Annotated in this window: 14 protein-coding genes; 8 read left to right on the top strand and 6 right to left on the bottom strand. The window is 51.1% G+C overall.

Going from position 1 to position 16630, the window contains the following annotated elements; genetic code table 11:
- A partial coding sequence (locus tag V2I46_11860; GenBank protein ID MEE4178193.1) for a hypothetical protein occupies nucleotides 1–205 on the top strand: 205 nt, incomplete at its 5' end.
- A gap of 89 nt (nucleotides 206–294) precedes the next feature.
- Here the strand turns inward: V2I46_11860 and V2I46_11865 are convergent.
- Both V2I46_11865 and V2I46_11870 read right to left on the bottom strand, forming a co-directional pair.
- On the bottom strand, nucleotides 295–1095 hold the full coding sequence (locus V2I46_11865) for an SDR family oxidoreductase (GenBank protein MEE4178194.1): 801 nt from the start codon (nucleotides 1093–1095) through the stop codon (nucleotides 295–297).
- Nucleotides 1096–1121: 26 nt separating this feature from the next.
- On the bottom strand, nucleotides 1122–2309 hold the full coding sequence (locus tag V2I46_11870) for a pyridoxal phosphate-dependent aminotransferase family protein (protein MEE4178195.1): 1188 nt from the start codon (nucleotides 2307–2309) through the stop codon (nucleotides 1122–1124).
- A gap of 193 nt (nucleotides 2310–2502) precedes the next feature.
- On the opposite strand from V2I46_11870, the gene V2I46_11875 reads away from it, so the two are divergent.
- The 7 genes from V2I46_11875 to V2I46_11905 all read left to right on the top strand — a co-directional run bounded on the left by V2I46_11875 (nucleotide 2503) and on the right by V2I46_11905 (nucleotide 9468).
- Nucleotides 2503–3393, top strand: coding sequence for an alpha/beta hydrolase-fold protein (locus V2I46_11875; protein ID MEE4178196.1), 891 nt, complete (start codon nucleotides 2503–2505; stop codon nucleotides 3391–3393).
- Between the two features lie 16 nt (nucleotides 3394–3409).
- Complete coding sequence (mtaB, locus tag V2I46_11880) at nucleotides 3410–4702, top strand: tRNA (N(6)-L-threonylcarbamoyladenosine(37)-C(2))-methylthiotransferase MtaB (protein MEE4178197.1); 1293 nt, start codon at nucleotides 3410–3412, stop codon at nucleotides 4700–4702.
- Nucleotides 4699–5511 (top strand): inositol monophosphatase family protein, encoded by an 813-nt coding sequence (locus tag V2I46_11885; protein MEE4178198.1) that lies wholly within the window; start codon nucleotides 4699–4701, stop codon nucleotides 5509–5511. Before mtaB ends, V2I46_11885 begins: the two co-directional genes overlap by 4 nt.
- Before the next feature lie 204 nt (nucleotides 5512–5715).
- Complete coding sequence (locus V2I46_11890) at nucleotides 5716–7767, top strand: hypothetical protein (GenBank protein ID MEE4178199.1); 2052 nt, start codon at nucleotides 5716–5718, stop codon at nucleotides 7765–7767.
- Between the two features lie 460 nt (nucleotides 7768–8227).
- Complete coding sequence (locus tag V2I46_11895) at nucleotides 8228–8773, top strand: lipocalin family protein (protein MEE4178200.1); 546 nt, start codon at nucleotides 8228–8230, stop codon at nucleotides 8771–8773.
- 35 nt (nucleotides 8774–8808) lie between these two features.
- Entirely contained in the window at nucleotides 8809–8934 is a 126-nt protein-coding gene (locus V2I46_11900; GenBank protein ID MEE4178201.1) for a hypothetical protein, read from the top strand.
- A gap of 33 nt (nucleotides 8935–8967) precedes the next feature.
- Nucleotides 8968–9468, top strand: coding sequence for a putative molybdenum carrier protein (locus tag V2I46_11905; GenBank protein ID MEE4178202.1), 501 nt, complete (start codon nucleotides 8968–8970; stop codon nucleotides 9466–9468).
- A 16-nt stretch (nucleotides 9469–9484) separates the two neighbouring features.
- On the opposite strand, the gene V2I46_11910 is transcribed toward V2I46_11905, so the two are convergent.
- The 4 genes from V2I46_11910 to V2I46_11925 form a co-directional block, all read right to left on the bottom strand.
- The gene (locus tag V2I46_11910) at nucleotides 9485–12148 is read right to left on the bottom strand and encodes a glycoside hydrolase family 3 N-terminal domain-containing protein (protein MEE4178203.1); all 2664 of its coding nucleotides are present in this window, start codon (nucleotides 12146–12148) and stop codon (nucleotides 9485–9487) included.
- Between the two features lie 22 nt (nucleotides 12149–12170).
- A complete protein-coding gene (locus V2I46_11915) occupies nucleotides 12171–14396 on the bottom strand; it encodes a DUF4838 domain-containing protein (protein ID MEE4178204.1) in 2226 nt (741 codons plus the stop codon).
- 111 nt (nucleotides 14397–14507) lie between these two features.
- Nucleotides 14508–15095 (bottom strand): uracil-DNA glycosylase, encoded by a 588-nt coding sequence (locus tag V2I46_11920; GenBank protein ID MEE4178205.1) that lies wholly within the window; start codon nucleotides 15093–15095, stop codon nucleotides 14508–14510.
- A gap of 145 nt (nucleotides 15096–15240) precedes the next feature.
- Nucleotides 15241–16630, bottom strand: a 1390-nt coding sequence (locus V2I46_11925; protein ID MEE4178206.1) for a glycoside hydrolase family 92 protein, incomplete at its 5' end; no start/stop codon positions are given.

The following is a 16630-nucleotide window of genomic DNA, read 5'->3' on the forward strand; positions in this document are numbered from 1 at the left end:
GCCGATGGTGTATGGAATGACCATCCCTGCCAAAGCGGAGAACATTGCCCTCGCAGAATCTTTTTCTGCCTTTTTGCTGGATCCTGAAAAAGGCGGGAAAATACTTGAGGAACTTGGGCAACCCAGCGTTGTTCCTGCTCCAAACCTTTACTTCAGCCAACTTCCCGAAAGCCTTAAGGCCTTCGCATTGCCACCCAAAAAATAGAAAAAAGAAATGAGTTCCAGGAATGTCTCTGGCCATTTTTATTCTAGCAAAACCCATGCCATTCATTGATGAAGGTCCGGCCTGCATTATCAGACCTTGTAGTGGCTCCCGATGATGCGGAAAAATAACCTGGAAGGCAGAATTTTACTCAGAACCACGGCCAGCTTCTGATCCAACGAAGCCACAATATAGCGGGGCTTTGGATTTCGCTTTTTGACAATGGAGGCCACTTTCTTTGCCAGGATCTCAGGCCTCAACCCTTCCCCTTCGTCTTTTTCAATGACCTCCAGGGTAGTCAGAAAACGATCTTTATAGTCACTTTCGCGAGTATTCGCTACCATTTTCCTGTTAACAGTAAATCCTGTATTAAAATCCCCGGGATTGACAACAACCACATTTACTCCGTAAGGAGAAACCTCATATCGCAGGGCTTGCATCAATCCTTCCAGCCCTGATTTACTGGCCGAATAAAATCCCTGGAAAGGAATCCCGAAAAGTCCGGCTATTGAACTGATGGTAATAATGGTTCCTGCGCCCTGCCTGCGCATATGGGGTAAAACGCTTTTACTGCAACGGTAGGCTCCCAGGAGATTGGTTTCAATTTCAAGGTGGGCTTCTTCTTCATTGTAGTCTTCTATTGCCCCAGCAAGTCCAAAACCCGCGTTATTGATCAGCACATCAATCCGGCCCTCCTGTGCCACAATTTCCTCTACTGTTTGCTCCACATCCGAAGCACGAGTCACATCTGCTTTTAGCAACCTTTCTTCTTCGGTTTTTATTCCATCGCGCCGGCTGGTGCCATATACCACATGCCCCTGCCTCGTTAGCTCAAGGGCTATGGCTTTTCCAAAACCGGAAGAAACCCCGGTGATTAAGATCACTTTTCTCATGGGGGACGATTTGCAGATTTATTCCTTTATTCAATGACCCCAAACGCTCTACCCACCTTGGCAATGGTATCAATGGCATAATCCAGCTGTTCATGGGTATGGGTGGCCATCAAAGAAAACCGGATCAGGGTATCTTCCTTTTTGACGGCAGGCGAAAGCACGGGGTTGGCAAAAATGCCCTTCTCCAGCAAGATCTGGGTCATCTGCATGGTCTTGTAATCATCGCGCACATACAGTGGAATAATGGGAGTCTCCGACCTGCCCGTATCAAAGCCAAGCCTTTTAAAACTTTCCAAAGCCTTACGGGTGAGTTCCCATAGCTTTTCAATACGTTCGGGCTCACGCTTGATGATGTCAAGGGCAGCGATCACACTGGCGGCAGAAGCGGGGGTAATGCTTGCACTGAAGATAAGGGGACGCGAGTGATGTTTCAGGAAATTTATGGTAGCAGCATCCGAAGCAATGAACCCGCCTATTGATGCAAGCGACTTTGAAAAAGTGCCCATGATCAGGTCTACATCATCCGTCAGCTTATAATGTGATGCAGTGCCCGAGCCGTGTTCACCGATCACCCCAAGCGCGTGAGCGTCATCAACCATAATGGAGGCGTTATATTGGTTGGCCAGCCTTACAATATCAGGCAATTTTGTGATATCCCCTTCCATCGAAAAGATGCCATCCACAACGATAAGTTTCAGGGTTCCCGGATCACAAAGCTTCAGTTTGTTTTCAAGCGACTCCATATTGTTGTGGGAAAACTTCAGAACTTTTGAAAACGCCAACCGGCTTCCTTCAATGATGGAGGCGTGGTCAGCATCATCCAGCAGAATGGTATCATTGCGGCCGGTCAGTGTAGGCACCACCCCCAGGTTGACCTGAAAGCCCGTGCTGTAAACCAGCGCCTCTTCTTTCCCAACAAAACGGGCAAGCTTCTCTTCCAGCTCCAGGTGGATATCCAGCGTCCCGTTCAAAAACCTTGACCCGGCACAACCTGTCCCATATATCTCGATGGCTTTTCTCGATGCCTCCTTAACCTCAGGGTGATTCGTCAGCCCAAGATAACTATTGGAACCGAACATCAGCACCTTCTTGCCATTTACAATGACTTCGGTATCCTGATCTGATTCAATGGCCCTGAAATACGGGTAGATGCCAAGAGCTTTGGCCTGTTGAGGAAGATTATATTGTGAGAGCTTTTGTTGAAGTAGTTTCATTGCCTGATCGTATGATTAGCGCAAACATCTTTTTCTTGAAAACGGAATTTCAAAATTAAATTTTTTTTTCAAACAAATTACGGTAAAAAAGGGAAGAGCCATTTAATTCATTTTCAAATAATAGGAGAAAAAATATTTTCAAAAAAATAAAATAACTTTAACACTCCTTTTCATGAAAAACATCTATAAAATAATGAAAACAAAATTACCTGCCCTTGTTCTTTGGCCTGCATTGAGCATCATCGCCTCCCTTGTCCTTGGCTGCAGTTCAAAGCAAAAACCGACAGAACCAGTTATTTTATATCACAATGATTTTCCCAGCCAATGGATTGAGTCACGAAACGTGGAAGTCTGGCTCCCCCCGGATTATGACCCCAATAAAGAATATGACGTTTTATATATGCACGACGGGCAAAACGTTTTCAATGCAACCACTGCTTATGGAGGTATTGCCTGGGAGGCGGATTCAGTCATGCAAAGCCTTCTGGATAAGGATCTGATTAGGCCCGCCATCGTGGTGGGAATCTGGAACTCCCCCAAACGTTTCCAGGAATATATGCCCAACGAGCCCAGCGATCAGATCTTTGCTTTGCGCAAAGCCGCACAATCAGAGGAAGAACTGCTTTCCGACCAATACCTGAAATTCATTGTTGAAGAGCTAAAGCCATTCATCGACAAGGAATACAGCACCAAAAAGGAGGCCTCATCCACCTTCATCATGGGTTCAAGCATGGGTGGGCTGATCTCGCTTTATGCCTTAATGAAATATCCAGATGTTTTTGGAGGGGCCGGGTGCATCTCCACCCACTGGCCTGCCCTGGATGGGATTTTTCTGGAATACTTGCCTGGGAACCTTCCCGATCCTGACACCCATAAACTTTATTTCGATCACGGCACCATCAATCTCGATTCCCTTTACCATCCCTTCCAGGCAAGGGTCGATTCCATTGTGGAAGCCAGCGGATATACCAGCGGCCAGAACTGGATCACCCTGACCTTTGAAGGCCATGACCATAATGAAGCCTTCTGGCGCGACCGTCTCCACAGACCGTTGACCTTCCTGCTGGGAAAAGATCAGGAATGATTACCTTTGCATGCTTATGTCAGAAAAGAAAAAAATCGCTTTCCATACCCTGGGCTGTAAGCTCAATTTCTCGGAAACCTCGTCCATCAGCAGGCAGTTTGGTGGAGAGGAATATGAGCAGGTGTCCTTTTCGGAACAAGCCGACATATATGTGATCAACTCCTGTACGGTAACAAGGCACGCAGAGAAAACCTGCAAGGCCTTGATCAGGAAAGCTATGAAGAACAACCCTAACGCCCACGTTGCGGTCATAGGGTGCTACTCGCAAATCAATCCCGAGGAACTAAGATCCCTTGAAGGCGTGGACGTGGTGCTGGGCAATGCCGACAAATTCAACCTCTTCGAACACATCAAGGGAATGGAAAAAAGCCGGCAACCAGAAGCCCCCGTTGAGGTGCAGGTGCATGAGCCCGAAGCTTTTGTCCCTTCCTGGTCGTCCGACGACCGCACCCGTTCCTTTTTTAAGATTCAGGACGGCTGCGATTACTTCTGCAGCTATTGCACCATTCCACTGGCCAGGGGACACAGCCGCAGCAACACCATAGCCGCCACCCTCGAAACGGCAAGGGCTATTGCCGGCACAAACATGAAAGAGGTCGTGCTTTCGGGCGTTAACATCGGCGATTTTGGCAAACTGAACAACGAAACTTTTTATGACTTCCTGAAGGAGCTTGTGAAAGTGGATGGCATTGACCGCATCAGGATCTCCTCTGTTGAGCCCGACCTGCTTCACGATGAGATCATTGAACTGGTGGCTGCAGAACCAAAACTGATGCCGCACTTCCACATCCCCCTGCAGTCGGGCAGCGATGCCGTGCTCAAGGCCATGGGCAGGCACTACGACACGGCCTTATTTGCCTCAAGGGTCGAAAAGATCCGTTCCCTGATGCCTCATGCCTGTATTGCAGCTGACCTCATCGTGGGCTTCCCCGCTGAAACCGATGCCTTGTTTGAGGAATCCCTGCGCTTTGTGAAAAGCACCGAAGTATCCTATATCCACGTCTTCACCTACAGCGAACGCGAGAATACCCGCGCCCTGAAAATCGAGGAAAGTGTACCACCAGCCATCCGCCATCAGCGCTCCCAAAGGATGCAGCAGCTCTCGAATCAGAAGAAGCAGGCCTTTTATCTGGAAAACCAAGGCTATAAGGCCCGGGTACTCTGGGAAAAAGACAACACCCAGGGCTATATGCACGGTTTCACTGATAACTACATCAAGGTTAAAACACCTTACGATCCCGGGCTTATCAATGAAATTCAGGAGGTCGTACTGAACCATATGGATGAGGATGGAGTTTATTTAATATGAAACCAAACCAACAGAATCTTGATCCTGAAAGGCTTTGCCGCCAGGTTTATGACCTTGCGAAGGGAACCGGCGAATTTATAAGAAAGGAAGTGGACCGGCTGCAACACCACCAGATAGAAAGCAAAGGCATCCACAACTTCGTCACTTACGTGGATAAAACTGCCGAGAAGCAACTGGTTGAAGGGCTACAAAAACTATTACCTGAAGCTGGTTTCATCGTGGAAGAGAATACCATTGACAAACAGGGCGAAAGCCTGCAGTGGGTCGTTGACCCCCTCGACGGCACCACCAACTTCATCCACGGGGTTCCGGTTTTCAGTATCTCCATCGCCCTGATGAAGGACAAGGAGATCCTCCTGGGGGTGGTTTATGAAATCAATCAGGATGAATGTTTTTGGGCGGTCAAGGGCAAGGGCGCCTTCCTCAACGATGAACCCATCCGCGTCTCTGAAGCCCCCACAGTCAACGACAGCCTGCTGGCCACTGGGTTCCCCTATTACGACTACAGCCGCCTCGACCAATATATGAAGCTTTTCACCTGGTGCCTGCGCAACTCACACGGGGTGCGCCGCATGGGCAGCGCAGCCGTTGATTTGGCCTATGTTGCCTGCGGCCGTTTCGACGGCTTCTTCGAATACAGCCTCAGCCCCTGGGACGTGGCCGCGGGTGCCCTCATCGTAAGGGAAGCCGGAGGACTGGTGACCGACTTCTGCGGTGGCGACAATCCTGTGTTTGGCAGGGAAATCATTGCCACCAACCCCTTGATATTTGACGAACTTCTTGACAAGGTCAGGGAAGCCTTCAAATAATGGTTCATGAAGCATACCTTCAAAACGCCCCGGGGATTTGCTTTTATTCCGGATCTCAGCACCCTGAATCGTATTCATAAATCTCCCCCGGCCTCAGCTAAGCCTCCGGGACTATCCTGGCAACCTCAATTTCCTGAAAAAAAAGAAAGTATAAAATATTTTTCTTAGGTTTGCCCTTAACAATACCCAACCAAAATCATTATTATGAAAAAAATCCTTGTCATACTCCTGCCTGCATTGTTAATGCTGGCCTGCAACCGCGTTGCCGAAAAGCAAAGCGACGACACCAGTCCCGTCAGTGAACAAACCATCAGCGCCCTGACAGATGCGTTGATCGATTCCCACGGCGAAGCCTCCCGTTTTCGCATCGAGCGCGGCCTCAGCCAGGCCGCTTCCCTTTGGCGTGCCAGCGATGGCAGCGTGGAAGACTTCGAAGCCTTTGTCATGGAGAACTTCATCTCCGACCCGGCTGAACTCGACCTGATGTTCGACCGCCTGGCCAATTACTTCGAGAACATTTACGGTTACTTTAACCGTTTGACCATCGAACTAAACCGCCAGATCCACGAAGATCGCGGTCCCATTCACAAGCTCGACCAGATCTTTGGCGCGTACAGCCCAACAGCACACCTCCAGGAAGATCTTTACAACAACCAGGTGGCCTTTATGGTAGCCCTGAATTTTCCCTATTACTCCCTGGAGGAGAAAAACGAGCTTGGCGCCGACTGGGATGCCCGCCAATGGGGTTTTGCCCGTATGGGTGAAATGTTTACCGCACGTGTCCCCCCAAGCCTGCTTCAGGAAATGAACGAGATTTACAGCGCCGGCCGCCTCTACATCTCCGAATACAACATCTTCGCCGGGCAATTGCTCAACGAAGCGGGAGAAACCCGTTTCCCCGAAGACATGAAACTGCTGGCGCACTGGAACATCCGCGACGAGATAAAATCTAACTACGCCCTTGAAGAGGGGCTCGAGAAACAGGAGATGCTCTACAACGTGATGCTCCGCATCATCAGCCAGGACATCCCCAAACAGGTCATCAACAATCCCGAATACCAGTGGAATCCCTTTACCAACGAGCTCTTCCAGGATGGGCAAGCCGTTGAAGGCGAGCCGGAAAACCTGGTGCGCTACGAGCACCTGCTGGCCAACTTCCAGGCCTTGCGCAATGTTGATCCCTACTACCCAAACCTGGATACTTACATCAAGCGCCGCTTCGATGCCGATATGGAGATTCCCCTCGAAGAAGTGGATGCCCTTTTCAGGGAATACGCCTCCTCGCCGCTGCTGCGCGAAGTGGCCCAGATCATCAGCGAGCGCCTGGGTCGTCCCCTTCGTCCGTTCGATCTCTGGTACGATGGCTTCACCGCCCGAAGCAGCATCCCGGAAGATGAGCTGACGGGCATTACACAAAAACTTTACCCCACCCCGAAGGACTTCGACAATGACTTGCCCCGGATTCTCAGGGAAGCTGGCTTCCAGAAAGAAACGGCTGAGTTCATCGCCTCCAAGGTCGACGTTGACCCCGCCCGCGGTTCGGGTCACGCCTGGGGCGCCTCCATGCGCGAAATGCCCTCACACCTGCGCACCCGCATCGGACCCAATGGGATGGACTATAAAGGCTATAACATTGCCGTTCACGAATTCGGCCACAACGTAGAGCAAACCATCAGCCTGCAAATGGTCGACAACTATATGATCAACGGGGTGCCCAACACCGCCTTCACCGAGGCCCTGGCTTTTATGTTCCAGGCCCGCGACCTGCAGTTCCTTGGGATAGAACAGGACGACCCCATGAAGGAAACCCTCGACGTGCTCGACGTCTTCTGGGACAACTACGAAATGATGGGCGTTTCGCTGGTCGACATGACCGTCTGGAAATGGCTCTACGACCATCCGGAAGCCACTGCAGCTGAACTGAAAGAAGCTGTCATCCAGATTGCAAGGGATATCTGGAATGAGTATTATGCCGACGTGTTTGGCGAAAGCGACATTCCGCTGCTGGCCATTTACTCCCACATGATCCAGTCGCCCCTTTATCTGATGAACTACCCCTACGGACGCCTCATCATGTTCCAGCTCGAGGATTACTACCAGGGAAAAGACTTTGCCGCTGAAACCCAGCGCATCTTTGCCCTTGGAAGGCTCACTCCCCGCCACTGGATGGAACGCGCCGTGGGACAGCAAATCAGCAACCAGCCCATCTTTGAAGCCGTGGAAAAAGCCGTTGCCGTAATGAAAGAACAGTCATAAACGGATAAGAAAACCTCATTTCACCCAAGGATAATTATCCTGGGGTGACCCCTTTCAAACAGCTGTCCGCAAACCGGGCAGCTGTTCTTTTTTTACATTGTGTTTATCAACATTATAAAATACAAACAAGGAAATCCTGAACCTACCAGGGTCGTACCTGGGTCATACCATGGTCGTAGTTTATACGGTTTAAACCGTATAAACTACGTCTGAACTCCGTATTAATCCTAAGCCTGTTCGAAGATTCCCATAAGCCGGGAATATCCCCATACCATCCAAGATCTATCCTTATGTTTTGGGAAACAGTACATCCATCCGGCATTCAATTGATTGTTTGACCCCGGCAAAACCTATTGAAAAAAAACCAATATGAAAAAATAGTCTTACTTTCGCTCTGACGGTTTTCAAAAAAGAAAAGTTGTTTTACCAAATAAACTCATCCTTCAAAATATTTTTACAAATGAACAGAAAACATCATAAAAATTTTGTCCTTTACCTGGCCTGGGTAATGGGCATCCTGATCCTGCAATCGTGTGCCAGCATTCCAAAAGGGGCGGTGCCTGTAAGTCCTTTCGACAAGGAGCAATACCTTGGCAAATGGTATGAGGTCGCCCGCCTGGACTTTCGCTTTGAGCGGAACCTGAACAATACCACGGCCGAATATTCGGAGAACTCCGACGGAAGCATAAAGGTGGATAACCAGGGCTATAATTATGTAAAAGACGAATGGCAGCAAGCCATCGGGAAAGCAAAATTCAGGGGTGATGAGAACGTGGCTGCCCTGAAAGTCAGCTTTTTCGGGCCTTTTTACACAGGGTATAATGTGATCGCCCTGGATGCGGAATACCAGTATGCCCTGGTGGCCGGCAGGAACCTTGATTACCTGTGGATCCTTTCGCGCAGGACCACCATTCCTGAAGACATCAAAGCCCAGTACCTGAAAATTGCCGCCGATTTGGGATATGAGACGGCTGAACTGATATGGGTGGAGCATAACCGGAATTAAACCTTAACTTTGAATTAACTCATTCATTCAGCCTTATGAACAATTTCTGGAGGACCATCATAGCAGCCTTTGGGGCGCATAAGCTGGGCGGGGGTTGTTTCAGCACCGTCCTGATCTTCATCCTGCTTTTCATCCTGCTGGGGTATTGCAGCGGCGGTTAATCTTATCCGCGCATAATTTTTTCAACGGTAGAGATGCGATATCCCTTGAGGATCATAAGCGGGGGGCAAACTGGCGTTGACCAGGCAGCCCTGAAGGCGGCCTTGGAGACCGGCCTTCAAACCGGTGGCTGGTGTCCGCCGGGCAGGCTTTGTGAAAGCGGAGCGATTCCAGTAGCATTCCCCTTACGGGAAACAGAACAAGAACACAGTGAGCGGGCGCCTGATATCCCCCGTTCGCTCAGGACGGAACGGAATGTCAGGGATGCCGATGCAGTCCTAATCCTGCTTCCCCGGGACACGGCAGCCGACCCGGGCACACGCTGGACCCGTGAATGCGCAGCCCATTTCAGAAAGCCTTTGCTGGTGGCAGACCCTTACGATCCTTCCAACCGGGAGACCATTTCTAAATGGATCAGGGCCACCCGACCCGGGACCCTCAATGTGGCAGGCCCCGCAGGGAGCCGTTGTCCAGGCATTTACGATCAAACGTATTCCCTGCTGAAAAAGGTCTTTTTGCTTTTGATAGAGGATTAAACCCTTTCGGGGAAGTTTAGTCGGGCAGGACCTTCAGGATGAGCCTTTGACGGATATCCCTGGAGGAGGCGCCGATCATGATGCGGAAATCGCCGGGTTCAATCACCTTACTTAAATCCTTATCCAGCATGGACAGCATGTCGGGGGTGATGGCAAAGCGAACCTTTGTGGATTCCCCCGGCTTGAGGTGCACCCGCTGAAAGCCTTTCAGTTCCATCACAGGCCTTGCCACGCTGGCCAGCTCATCGCGCAGGTATAGCTGGACCACCTCATCCCCTGCCCTTTCGCCAGTATTGCTTATGCTAACAGAAGCCCAAGCCGTATCGCCTATAGGAATAACAGGGTTTTCCAGGCGGGCATCGGAATAATCAAATGTGGTATAACTTAAACCATAGCCAAAGGGGAAAAGGGGTTGTCCTGTAAGGTTCATGTAATCGTCGCCGCGTCCGGTGGGCTTATGGTTGTAAACCAATGGGAGTTGTCCCTCGTGCACGGGCCAAGTCACGGGCAGCCGCCCTGCGGGATTGTAATCGCCAAAAAGGGCTTCGGCCAGGGCCAGCCCCCCTTGTTCCCCTGGATACCAGGCCGCCAGAATGGCATCAGCCTGATCCATCCAGGAATTCATGGTCACAGGGCTACCGGCTATGAGGATGACCACCACAGTCGTTCCTGTGGCTGCCACCCTCCTTATCAGTTCTTCCTGCCTGCCCGACAAGCCCAGCAAGGCCCTGTCGCGAAACTCCCCTTCCTCAATGCCCACCACCACGATGGCCACATCGCTGCTTGCAGCAAGGGCAACAGCCTCTTCCAGGCTGCTGTCCTCATTTTCTACACCCACATCCCAGACCAGCCGGAACCAGGCATTGCCCCTGGGTTCGGAATATTCTATTTGCAGATTATACTCTCGGCCTTCCTCAAAATGAACCTCAACCATGTTGAACCTTCGGCCCCTTTGGATGGTATTGTCCAATAAAAGCTTTCCGTCCAAATATAGCTTAGAGCCGTCGTTGCCATCAATGCCGATGCGGCAGGTTCCGGTTTCGGGCGCCCGAATCTTGCCGGTCCACCTGACCGAGAAGAAATCATAATTGAGCTTTTCAGGATCAGGGCCAAAAAGCGTCCATTGAAAGTCCACCTGCCTGTCAACCCGCGTAAAAGCCGGCTGCCCATCCCAGCTAACATTGGAAAAATATTCGCCCAGCAGGCCGTTTTGCTTTTGCCCATTCAGTTCGCAGGACAAGGCCTCTGTGGGAACCGGAACAAATTCCAGGGGATTCCGTTCACAGCCGGGCACATAATGGATATTGATTTCGTTACCCACCAGGGATTTTATCCCATCCAGGAGGCTGACGGGATTATTTCCAGGACCGCTGTAACCACCCAGGCGTGCTTCGGCCGCATCAGGGCCTATGACGGCAAGGTTCCGGATATTTTTTGATAGCGGAAGCAGGTCCTGATCGTTCTTCAGCAGGACAATCGATTGCAGGGCAGCTTCCAAGGCAAGGCTACGGTGATGAGGGTTCCCATTCATAAAGGCGGCCTGATCCGGGTCAACATAAGGGTTTTCAAACAAGCCCAGTTCAAATTTCATTCGCAGGACCCGGGCCACAGCTTCGTCAATCACTTCCTGCGGAATGCTTCCATCGAGGAAAGGGGGCATAAATAGTTCGTGATGGTCGTAGCTGGTCTGGAATATGACATCCAGTCCGGCGGGAATTGAATTGGCGGTGGCATCCGGATAATCGGCGGCGGTCATATGCAAAACGTTGGCGCCGCCCGTGGCCCCGGCATCAGAGATAACAAAACCCCTGAAGCCCCATTCGTCGCGCAGCACCTTATTGAGCAGCCAGTCATTGGACGTGGCGGGCGTGCCGTCTACCGAGCTGTAGGCAGTCATAATGGACCTTGCTCCGCCCTCCCTGATGCTTGCCTGAAAAGGCGGAAAATGGATCTCACGCAGGAAGCGTTCATTGAAATGGATGGGATAGCTGTCGCGTCCGCCATCGCCTACATTGGCCACAAAATGTTTGGGAGTCGTTATGATGCCCAAATCTTCAAAGGCCCAGACAAAAGCCAGACCCATTTCGGTCACGAGGAAAGGATCTTCCCCATAGGTCTCTTCTGTTCTTCCCCAGCGCACATCGCCGGCAATGTTCACTACCGGCGAGAGCACCTGGCGAATGCCCCTGGAGCGGGTCTCACGGGCAATGGCGCTTGCCACTTCATACATCAGAATGGTGTTCCACGAGGCTGCCAGCCCGATGGCCTGTGGAAAGGCCGTGGCGCCTTCGCGGACCAGCCCGTGCAGGGCCTCGTCAAACGGGATGGTGGGAATACCCAGGCGGCTTTCTTCCAGGAAATAACGCTGGATGGCATTGATCTTTTCTGCCATTTCCCTGGCGTTGCTTCCCGGGGCATAGGCAAGTCCCTGCTGGGCTACATCATTGGGATGGCCGGCGGTATGGACCTGGAAGCCAAAGATTCCAGCCTGGTATTTTTGCGGATCATCGCCCAAATCGCCCGGGATCATGAACAACTGCCAGAACTTTTCCTCCGGCGTCATTCGCGAAAGCAAGTCCTGCACCCGCTCTTCCACAGGCAGGTCGGGATTGCGGTAAGGCTGCCCCATTCCCGAAAGGGACATAAAAAAGAACAGGAAGATCAGCAGCAAGATCCGCATTATCAGGCTTTTAATTTGAATTTCATTTCACCACCACTTCATCCACAAACACCCAGGCCCCGCCTCCTGCCGAAGGATGCCAGTTGAATAATTTCAGCGGGCCTTTTACTTCAAACTTCACATAACGGAATTTTTCTTCGGGCGCATCAAAGACAAACAGGCGGTTCACCGGTTCATTATGTTGATCGCCAGTCACTTCGATGGCATTGATCATTGAAAAATCTGTACCGTCGGCGGATACCTGGCAAATAACCGAGACGGGGTGTAAGATCCAGCTCTTGGGGTCCCAGAGCGTGCTGATCTCAATTTGGGAGGCATTTACAACTTCTTCTAAATCAAGCATCAGCGAGAAATCTATGCCTTCCCATCCCAGCCAGTGAACCTTATAGTCGTTGGCGCCCCTGACGCCATTAGTCAGGAAGGAGAGGTCGCCCCCGCTGTACTTTTCGGCAGGCAGCGGATCGGCCGTGACGGGTTTCCGGAAGGCGAGATTCCCTTCCACCTGCACGTCAATAAAGCGCTTGGTGGATTCATAATAGGCATGGGGCGTCAGGCCCGATTCGTTGATATTGGAGACCTGCGCTTGCTGGCTGGTCTGGTTAAATGTCTCCAGCATCGCCACCATTTCAGGACGCGGAACAAAATCGCCCTCCACTTCGCGGTACCAGCCCCGCTCACCAAACATATCGTTCTTGCCGATTTCCATTATTGCATACTGCAGGGGCAGTCCGGCGGTGCGGACATGCAGCTGGTATTCAGGATCTTTGGCCACCGCCTTTTCAGCACGGTCGAAATAGCCGTTGTATTCCTCAATAAGCGCTGCCGACAAGAAAGTATGCTGATAATTGGTTGGTGGTCCGTAGATGTCGAGCCACTCGCCCGTTTTTTTGATCTCCCTTTCCAAGGCATAAATGTATTTCCTGATCCACTTTCCAGCAGGCCCGTAAAAGCCATCGGTAAATTCTTCGATGATGGCTTCCACGTCGGCATCGGGATTCCACAGCAGTTTGGAGATCAGGTAGGCTTTCAGTTCAGAGAATTCGTGACCCACCCCAGTATTGGTTTGCTGGAAATGCTCGCTGACATTGTTGTTCACAAAAAGCTGGATGTTGGGCTGGAGGATATGCAGGTTTGGGAAAGGGCTGCTTTGGTGGGCAAAATCGACCGTATAATCCCAGAGATAAATGTGGTTGGTAATCTTGCCCCAGTCTTCCAGATCTTTCAGGAAAGAAACACTGCTGGGATCGGTGGCGATGGGCTGGCTGCGGTTCAGTTCAATGGTGCAGAGCATCACCTGCACATTGTCGCGCGGACGGGTCTTCACAGGAGCCTGACGGCTGTACTGGTAGGCCAGGGTTGAAATGACCTTGTCGGGAAAGGCATCGGCCACCCGGTTCACAAAGTGGATGATGGGGCCTGCGGGACTGCCCTCTTCAGCGATGACCTTGCTGCAATCCTCACACTGGCAATACGAGAAATTGTCGTCCTGGCTAACCGACCACACCTGTTTTTCGGGCTGAAGAGCCATTTCTTTCCTCAGTTTCTCAACCACGAGGTCAAAGACTTCGGGATTTGAAAGGCAGAGCTGGTCAATGATGCGTTTGCCATTCATAAAGGCAAAATATTCGGGGTTCCTGGCAAAGTATTCCTGCCAGGGAACCAGGCGATGGAAGGTATGCACGTAATAGCCCCGGGCGAACATATCGTCGATGGTATGCAGACGATTGAAGTCGCGGTAATCGGGGTCAGCGGTAAACTGCCCGTTCACATTGCGATAAGTGTTTGACGAGGCATCCTGAATGTCGATCTCCGGGAGGATGACATTTTCAGTTTCAGGGATTACAACATATTGCGGACTGTAGTAGCGGACCCCCAGGAATTTTTCCAGAACCTCCCCCACTCCGTATACGCAGCCCCTTGCATTCCCGCCCCGGATAATCAGGTTGGAGCCCTGGGTTTGAATGGAGAAAGCATCCCCATTGACCATCTCCCCGCTTTGGGTGATGATCACTGAATTTTCTTCCCCTTGCTCATTGGTACACACCATCGGAATTTCACAGCCAGTGATTTTCAGGATGTGATCGCGCAGGAATTCTGCCGCGTGGAGTTCTCCTGCAGAAGGCTCCTCAGGAATTGATATCGTATAAGCCGTTTCGCCATCCACCACGAGATGGACAGGACCGGATGGCTTGCGTGAACAGCCCATAAACAGGGCCAGCATAAGGGAGAGCAGAAAAAGCTTTTTCATAAAAGATTATTTATTGGAAAAGAAATGAGCATAAAGTCAAGCACAAAAATGGGGAAAATTTTGGCAACTGCCACCCTTCCGATTATCCAAAATGCCTGAAAAAAGATCTGCTCAGCAATGAGGTGCCAAGTGCCCGGGATCGACTAGCTCACGGTATTTGGCCACAATCTTTTTATAGTCTTCCCAGGTGTCACGCTTCAGGCCGGGATCCCTCAGGAGCGCTGCCGGGTGATATACCGGCATTGCCCAGCGGTCCTGCCAATACATCCACTGTCCACGTTCACGGGTGATGCGGTGCCCGGGTCCTGCCATATACTTAAATGCAGTGGCTCCCAGGAACACCAGGATTTTCGGGTTCACCAACTCAATTTGTTTCAGCAACCAGGGCAGGCAAATGGCGGATTCTTCGGTGGTTGGGGCACGGTTGTCAGGAGGTCTGCAGCGGACAATATTGCTTATGAAGACGTGTTCCTTGCGGGAGAAGCCGCAGGCATAAAGGATCTTATCGAGCAATTGACCTGATTTCCCGATGAAAGGCCTGCCGTTGAGGTCTTCTTCCCTACCCGGGGCTTCCCCGATGATAAACACCCCCGCGTGGGGATGCCCCTCCCCGAAGATCACGTGATGACGGGTGGCCGACAAGGGGCATTTTCTGCATTGCAAAATCTCAGTACGCAAGCTTTCCAGATCCTCTTCCACAGGTTAACAGATTAGATTTATACCGGAAACGGAAAATATCCTATGCAAATTAATCTAAATATCCAGCCCTGACAAAACAACTCATGGAAAACTTGCCAACAGCTGGAGAAAAACTATGAAACCAGGAGCAAATAAATAAAACATTCTACTCAGCCTGAAGACTCATTGAAGGTGGGGGCATTTTTACACCCCATTGTTTATTGGGGGCAGGGCCCATCTCAAAAACAAGTTTACCTCCCTGGGTCAGCCGGCTACGGTCAATCCATGCGTTTTCCAAGGATTCATTCTCAAAGTTGGCTGACTGAACATACATATTTTCAAGGGAATTATTGGCAGTCTCAATGATAAGTTCATCGCCGGAATAGTAGTCCTGGTTCAGTTGAATGGTGACCTTTTCAAAGAGGGGGCTGCCAAATTGAAAAGTGGGATTCATTGCAGCGTGTCCCTGCACATCGAATAATCCCAGGGCGGCCATTACAAACCAGGCACCCAGCTGTCCCTGATCTTCATCCTGCCCCACGCCATAGCCATGCAGAGGCTCTGTGCCATAAAAGTCATTGCAGATAGCCCTGGTCCATTGTTGCGTAAGCCAGGGCTGCCCTGAATAGTTAAAAAGCCAGGGCTGGTGGAGGCAGGGCTGGTTGCCGTGGTTGTAAAGCATTTCCACGCCCGAGAAACTGTGAATCTCCCCGGGATTGCCGCCAAACATGCTTTTCTGCGATTCTTCGAAGGTCATGCTGAGCCTTTCGCTGAATTCCTCACGGCCCATCAATTGGATAAGGCCTTCCACATCGTGGGGGACATACCAGGTATACTGATATGCATTGCCTTCCTGGAAGCCATCCCAGGCACGCATGGGGTCAAAGTCGGCGATAAAAACACCGTCCTCTGTTCTTGGTCGGATGAATCCAGTTTCGGCATCAAATATGTTACGGTAGAATGCCGCCTGTTCCATCAGCAGATCGTAGTCCTCAGTTTTGCCTAAAGCCTTCGCCATCTGTGCCACAGCATAAGAGCTGAAGGCATATTCGAGGGTATGGGAAGCGCCAAAATTGAAACTCCAGCCATTGGAAATCACGGTGTCCTTGTAGGGGACAAAACCATTGTTCACGAAATAGTGAAGATCGTACTTTCCATTCCCAAGATCACGCCCCCTGTATTCAAGTTCGTTCTTGCGGGCAGCTTCATATCCCTTTTCAAAATCGAAATCACGGATGCCGCTGTTATAGGCTGAAGCAATGAGCAAGCCCTGGAAATTGGTCTGCACGCCATTGGTATATACCCCTGCAGCCTGGCCGTCGTGAAGCCAGCCCCTATGGCTGTAAAAGTCGATGTTCGACTGCACGTAATCGCTCAGGTATTCGGGATAAGCCAGCGCCCATACCTGGCTGAGGTTCCAGAACCCACCCCAGAAACCGTCGGTATTGAAATGCCGGTGTTTGGGCAAGCCCTTTTCGTCCAGGGGGATCTGGCCAATGCCCCCGTCCACCAAGGGGTACTGTCCGTTGACATCATTCGAGATGCCTCGTCCCAGC

It is taken from the genome of Bacteroides sp. (assembly GCA_036351255.1).
Lineage (GTDB): Bacteria > Bacteroidota > Bacteroidia > Bacteroidales > UBA7960 > UBA7960.

Bases quoted from the DNA above. Each gene is read 5' to 3' on its own strand.
- V2I46_11865 (MEE4178194.1), bottom strand. From the start codon at position 1,095: ATGAGAAAAGTGATCTTAATCACCGGGGTTTCTTCCGGTTTTGGAAAA.
- V2I46_11895 (MEE4178200.1), top strand. From the start codon at position 8,228: ATGAACAGAAAACATCATAAAAATTTTGTCCTTTACCTGGCCTGGGTA.
- V2I46_11890 (MEE4178199.1), top strand. From the start codon at position 5,716: ATGAAAAAAATCCTTGTCATACTCCTGCCTGCATTGTTAATGCTGGCC.
- V2I46_11885 (MEE4178198.1), top strand. From the start codon at position 4,699: ATGAAACCAAACCAACAGAATCTTGATCCTGAAAGGCTTTGCCGCCAG.
- V2I46_11900 (MEE4178201.1), top strand. From the start codon at position 8,809: ATGAACAATTTCTGGAGGACCATCATAGCAGCCTTTGGGGCGCATAAG.
- V2I46_11875 (MEE4178196.1), top strand. From the start codon at position 2,503: ATGAAAACAAAATTACCTGCCCTTGTTCTTTGGCCTGCATTGAGCATC.
- V2I46_11915 (MEE4178204.1), bottom strand. From the start codon at position 14,396: ATGAAAAAGCTTTTTCTGCTCTCCCTTATGCTGGCCCTGTTTATGGGC.
- V2I46_11870 (MEE4178195.1), bottom strand. From the start codon at position 2,309: ATGAAACTACTTCAACAAAAGCTCTCACAATATAATCTTCCTCAACAG.
- V2I46_11905 (MEE4178202.1), top strand. From the start codon at position 8,968: ATGCGATATCCCTTGAGGATCATAAGCGGGGGGCAAACTGGCGTTGAC.
- V2I46_11910 (MEE4178203.1), bottom strand. From the start codon at position 12,148: ATGCGGATCTTGCTGCTGATCTTCCTGTTCTTTTTTATGTCCCTTTCG.
- mtaB (MEE4178197.1), top strand. From the start codon at position 3,410: ATGTCAGAAAAGAAAAAAATCGCTTTCCATACCCTGGGCTGTAAGCTC.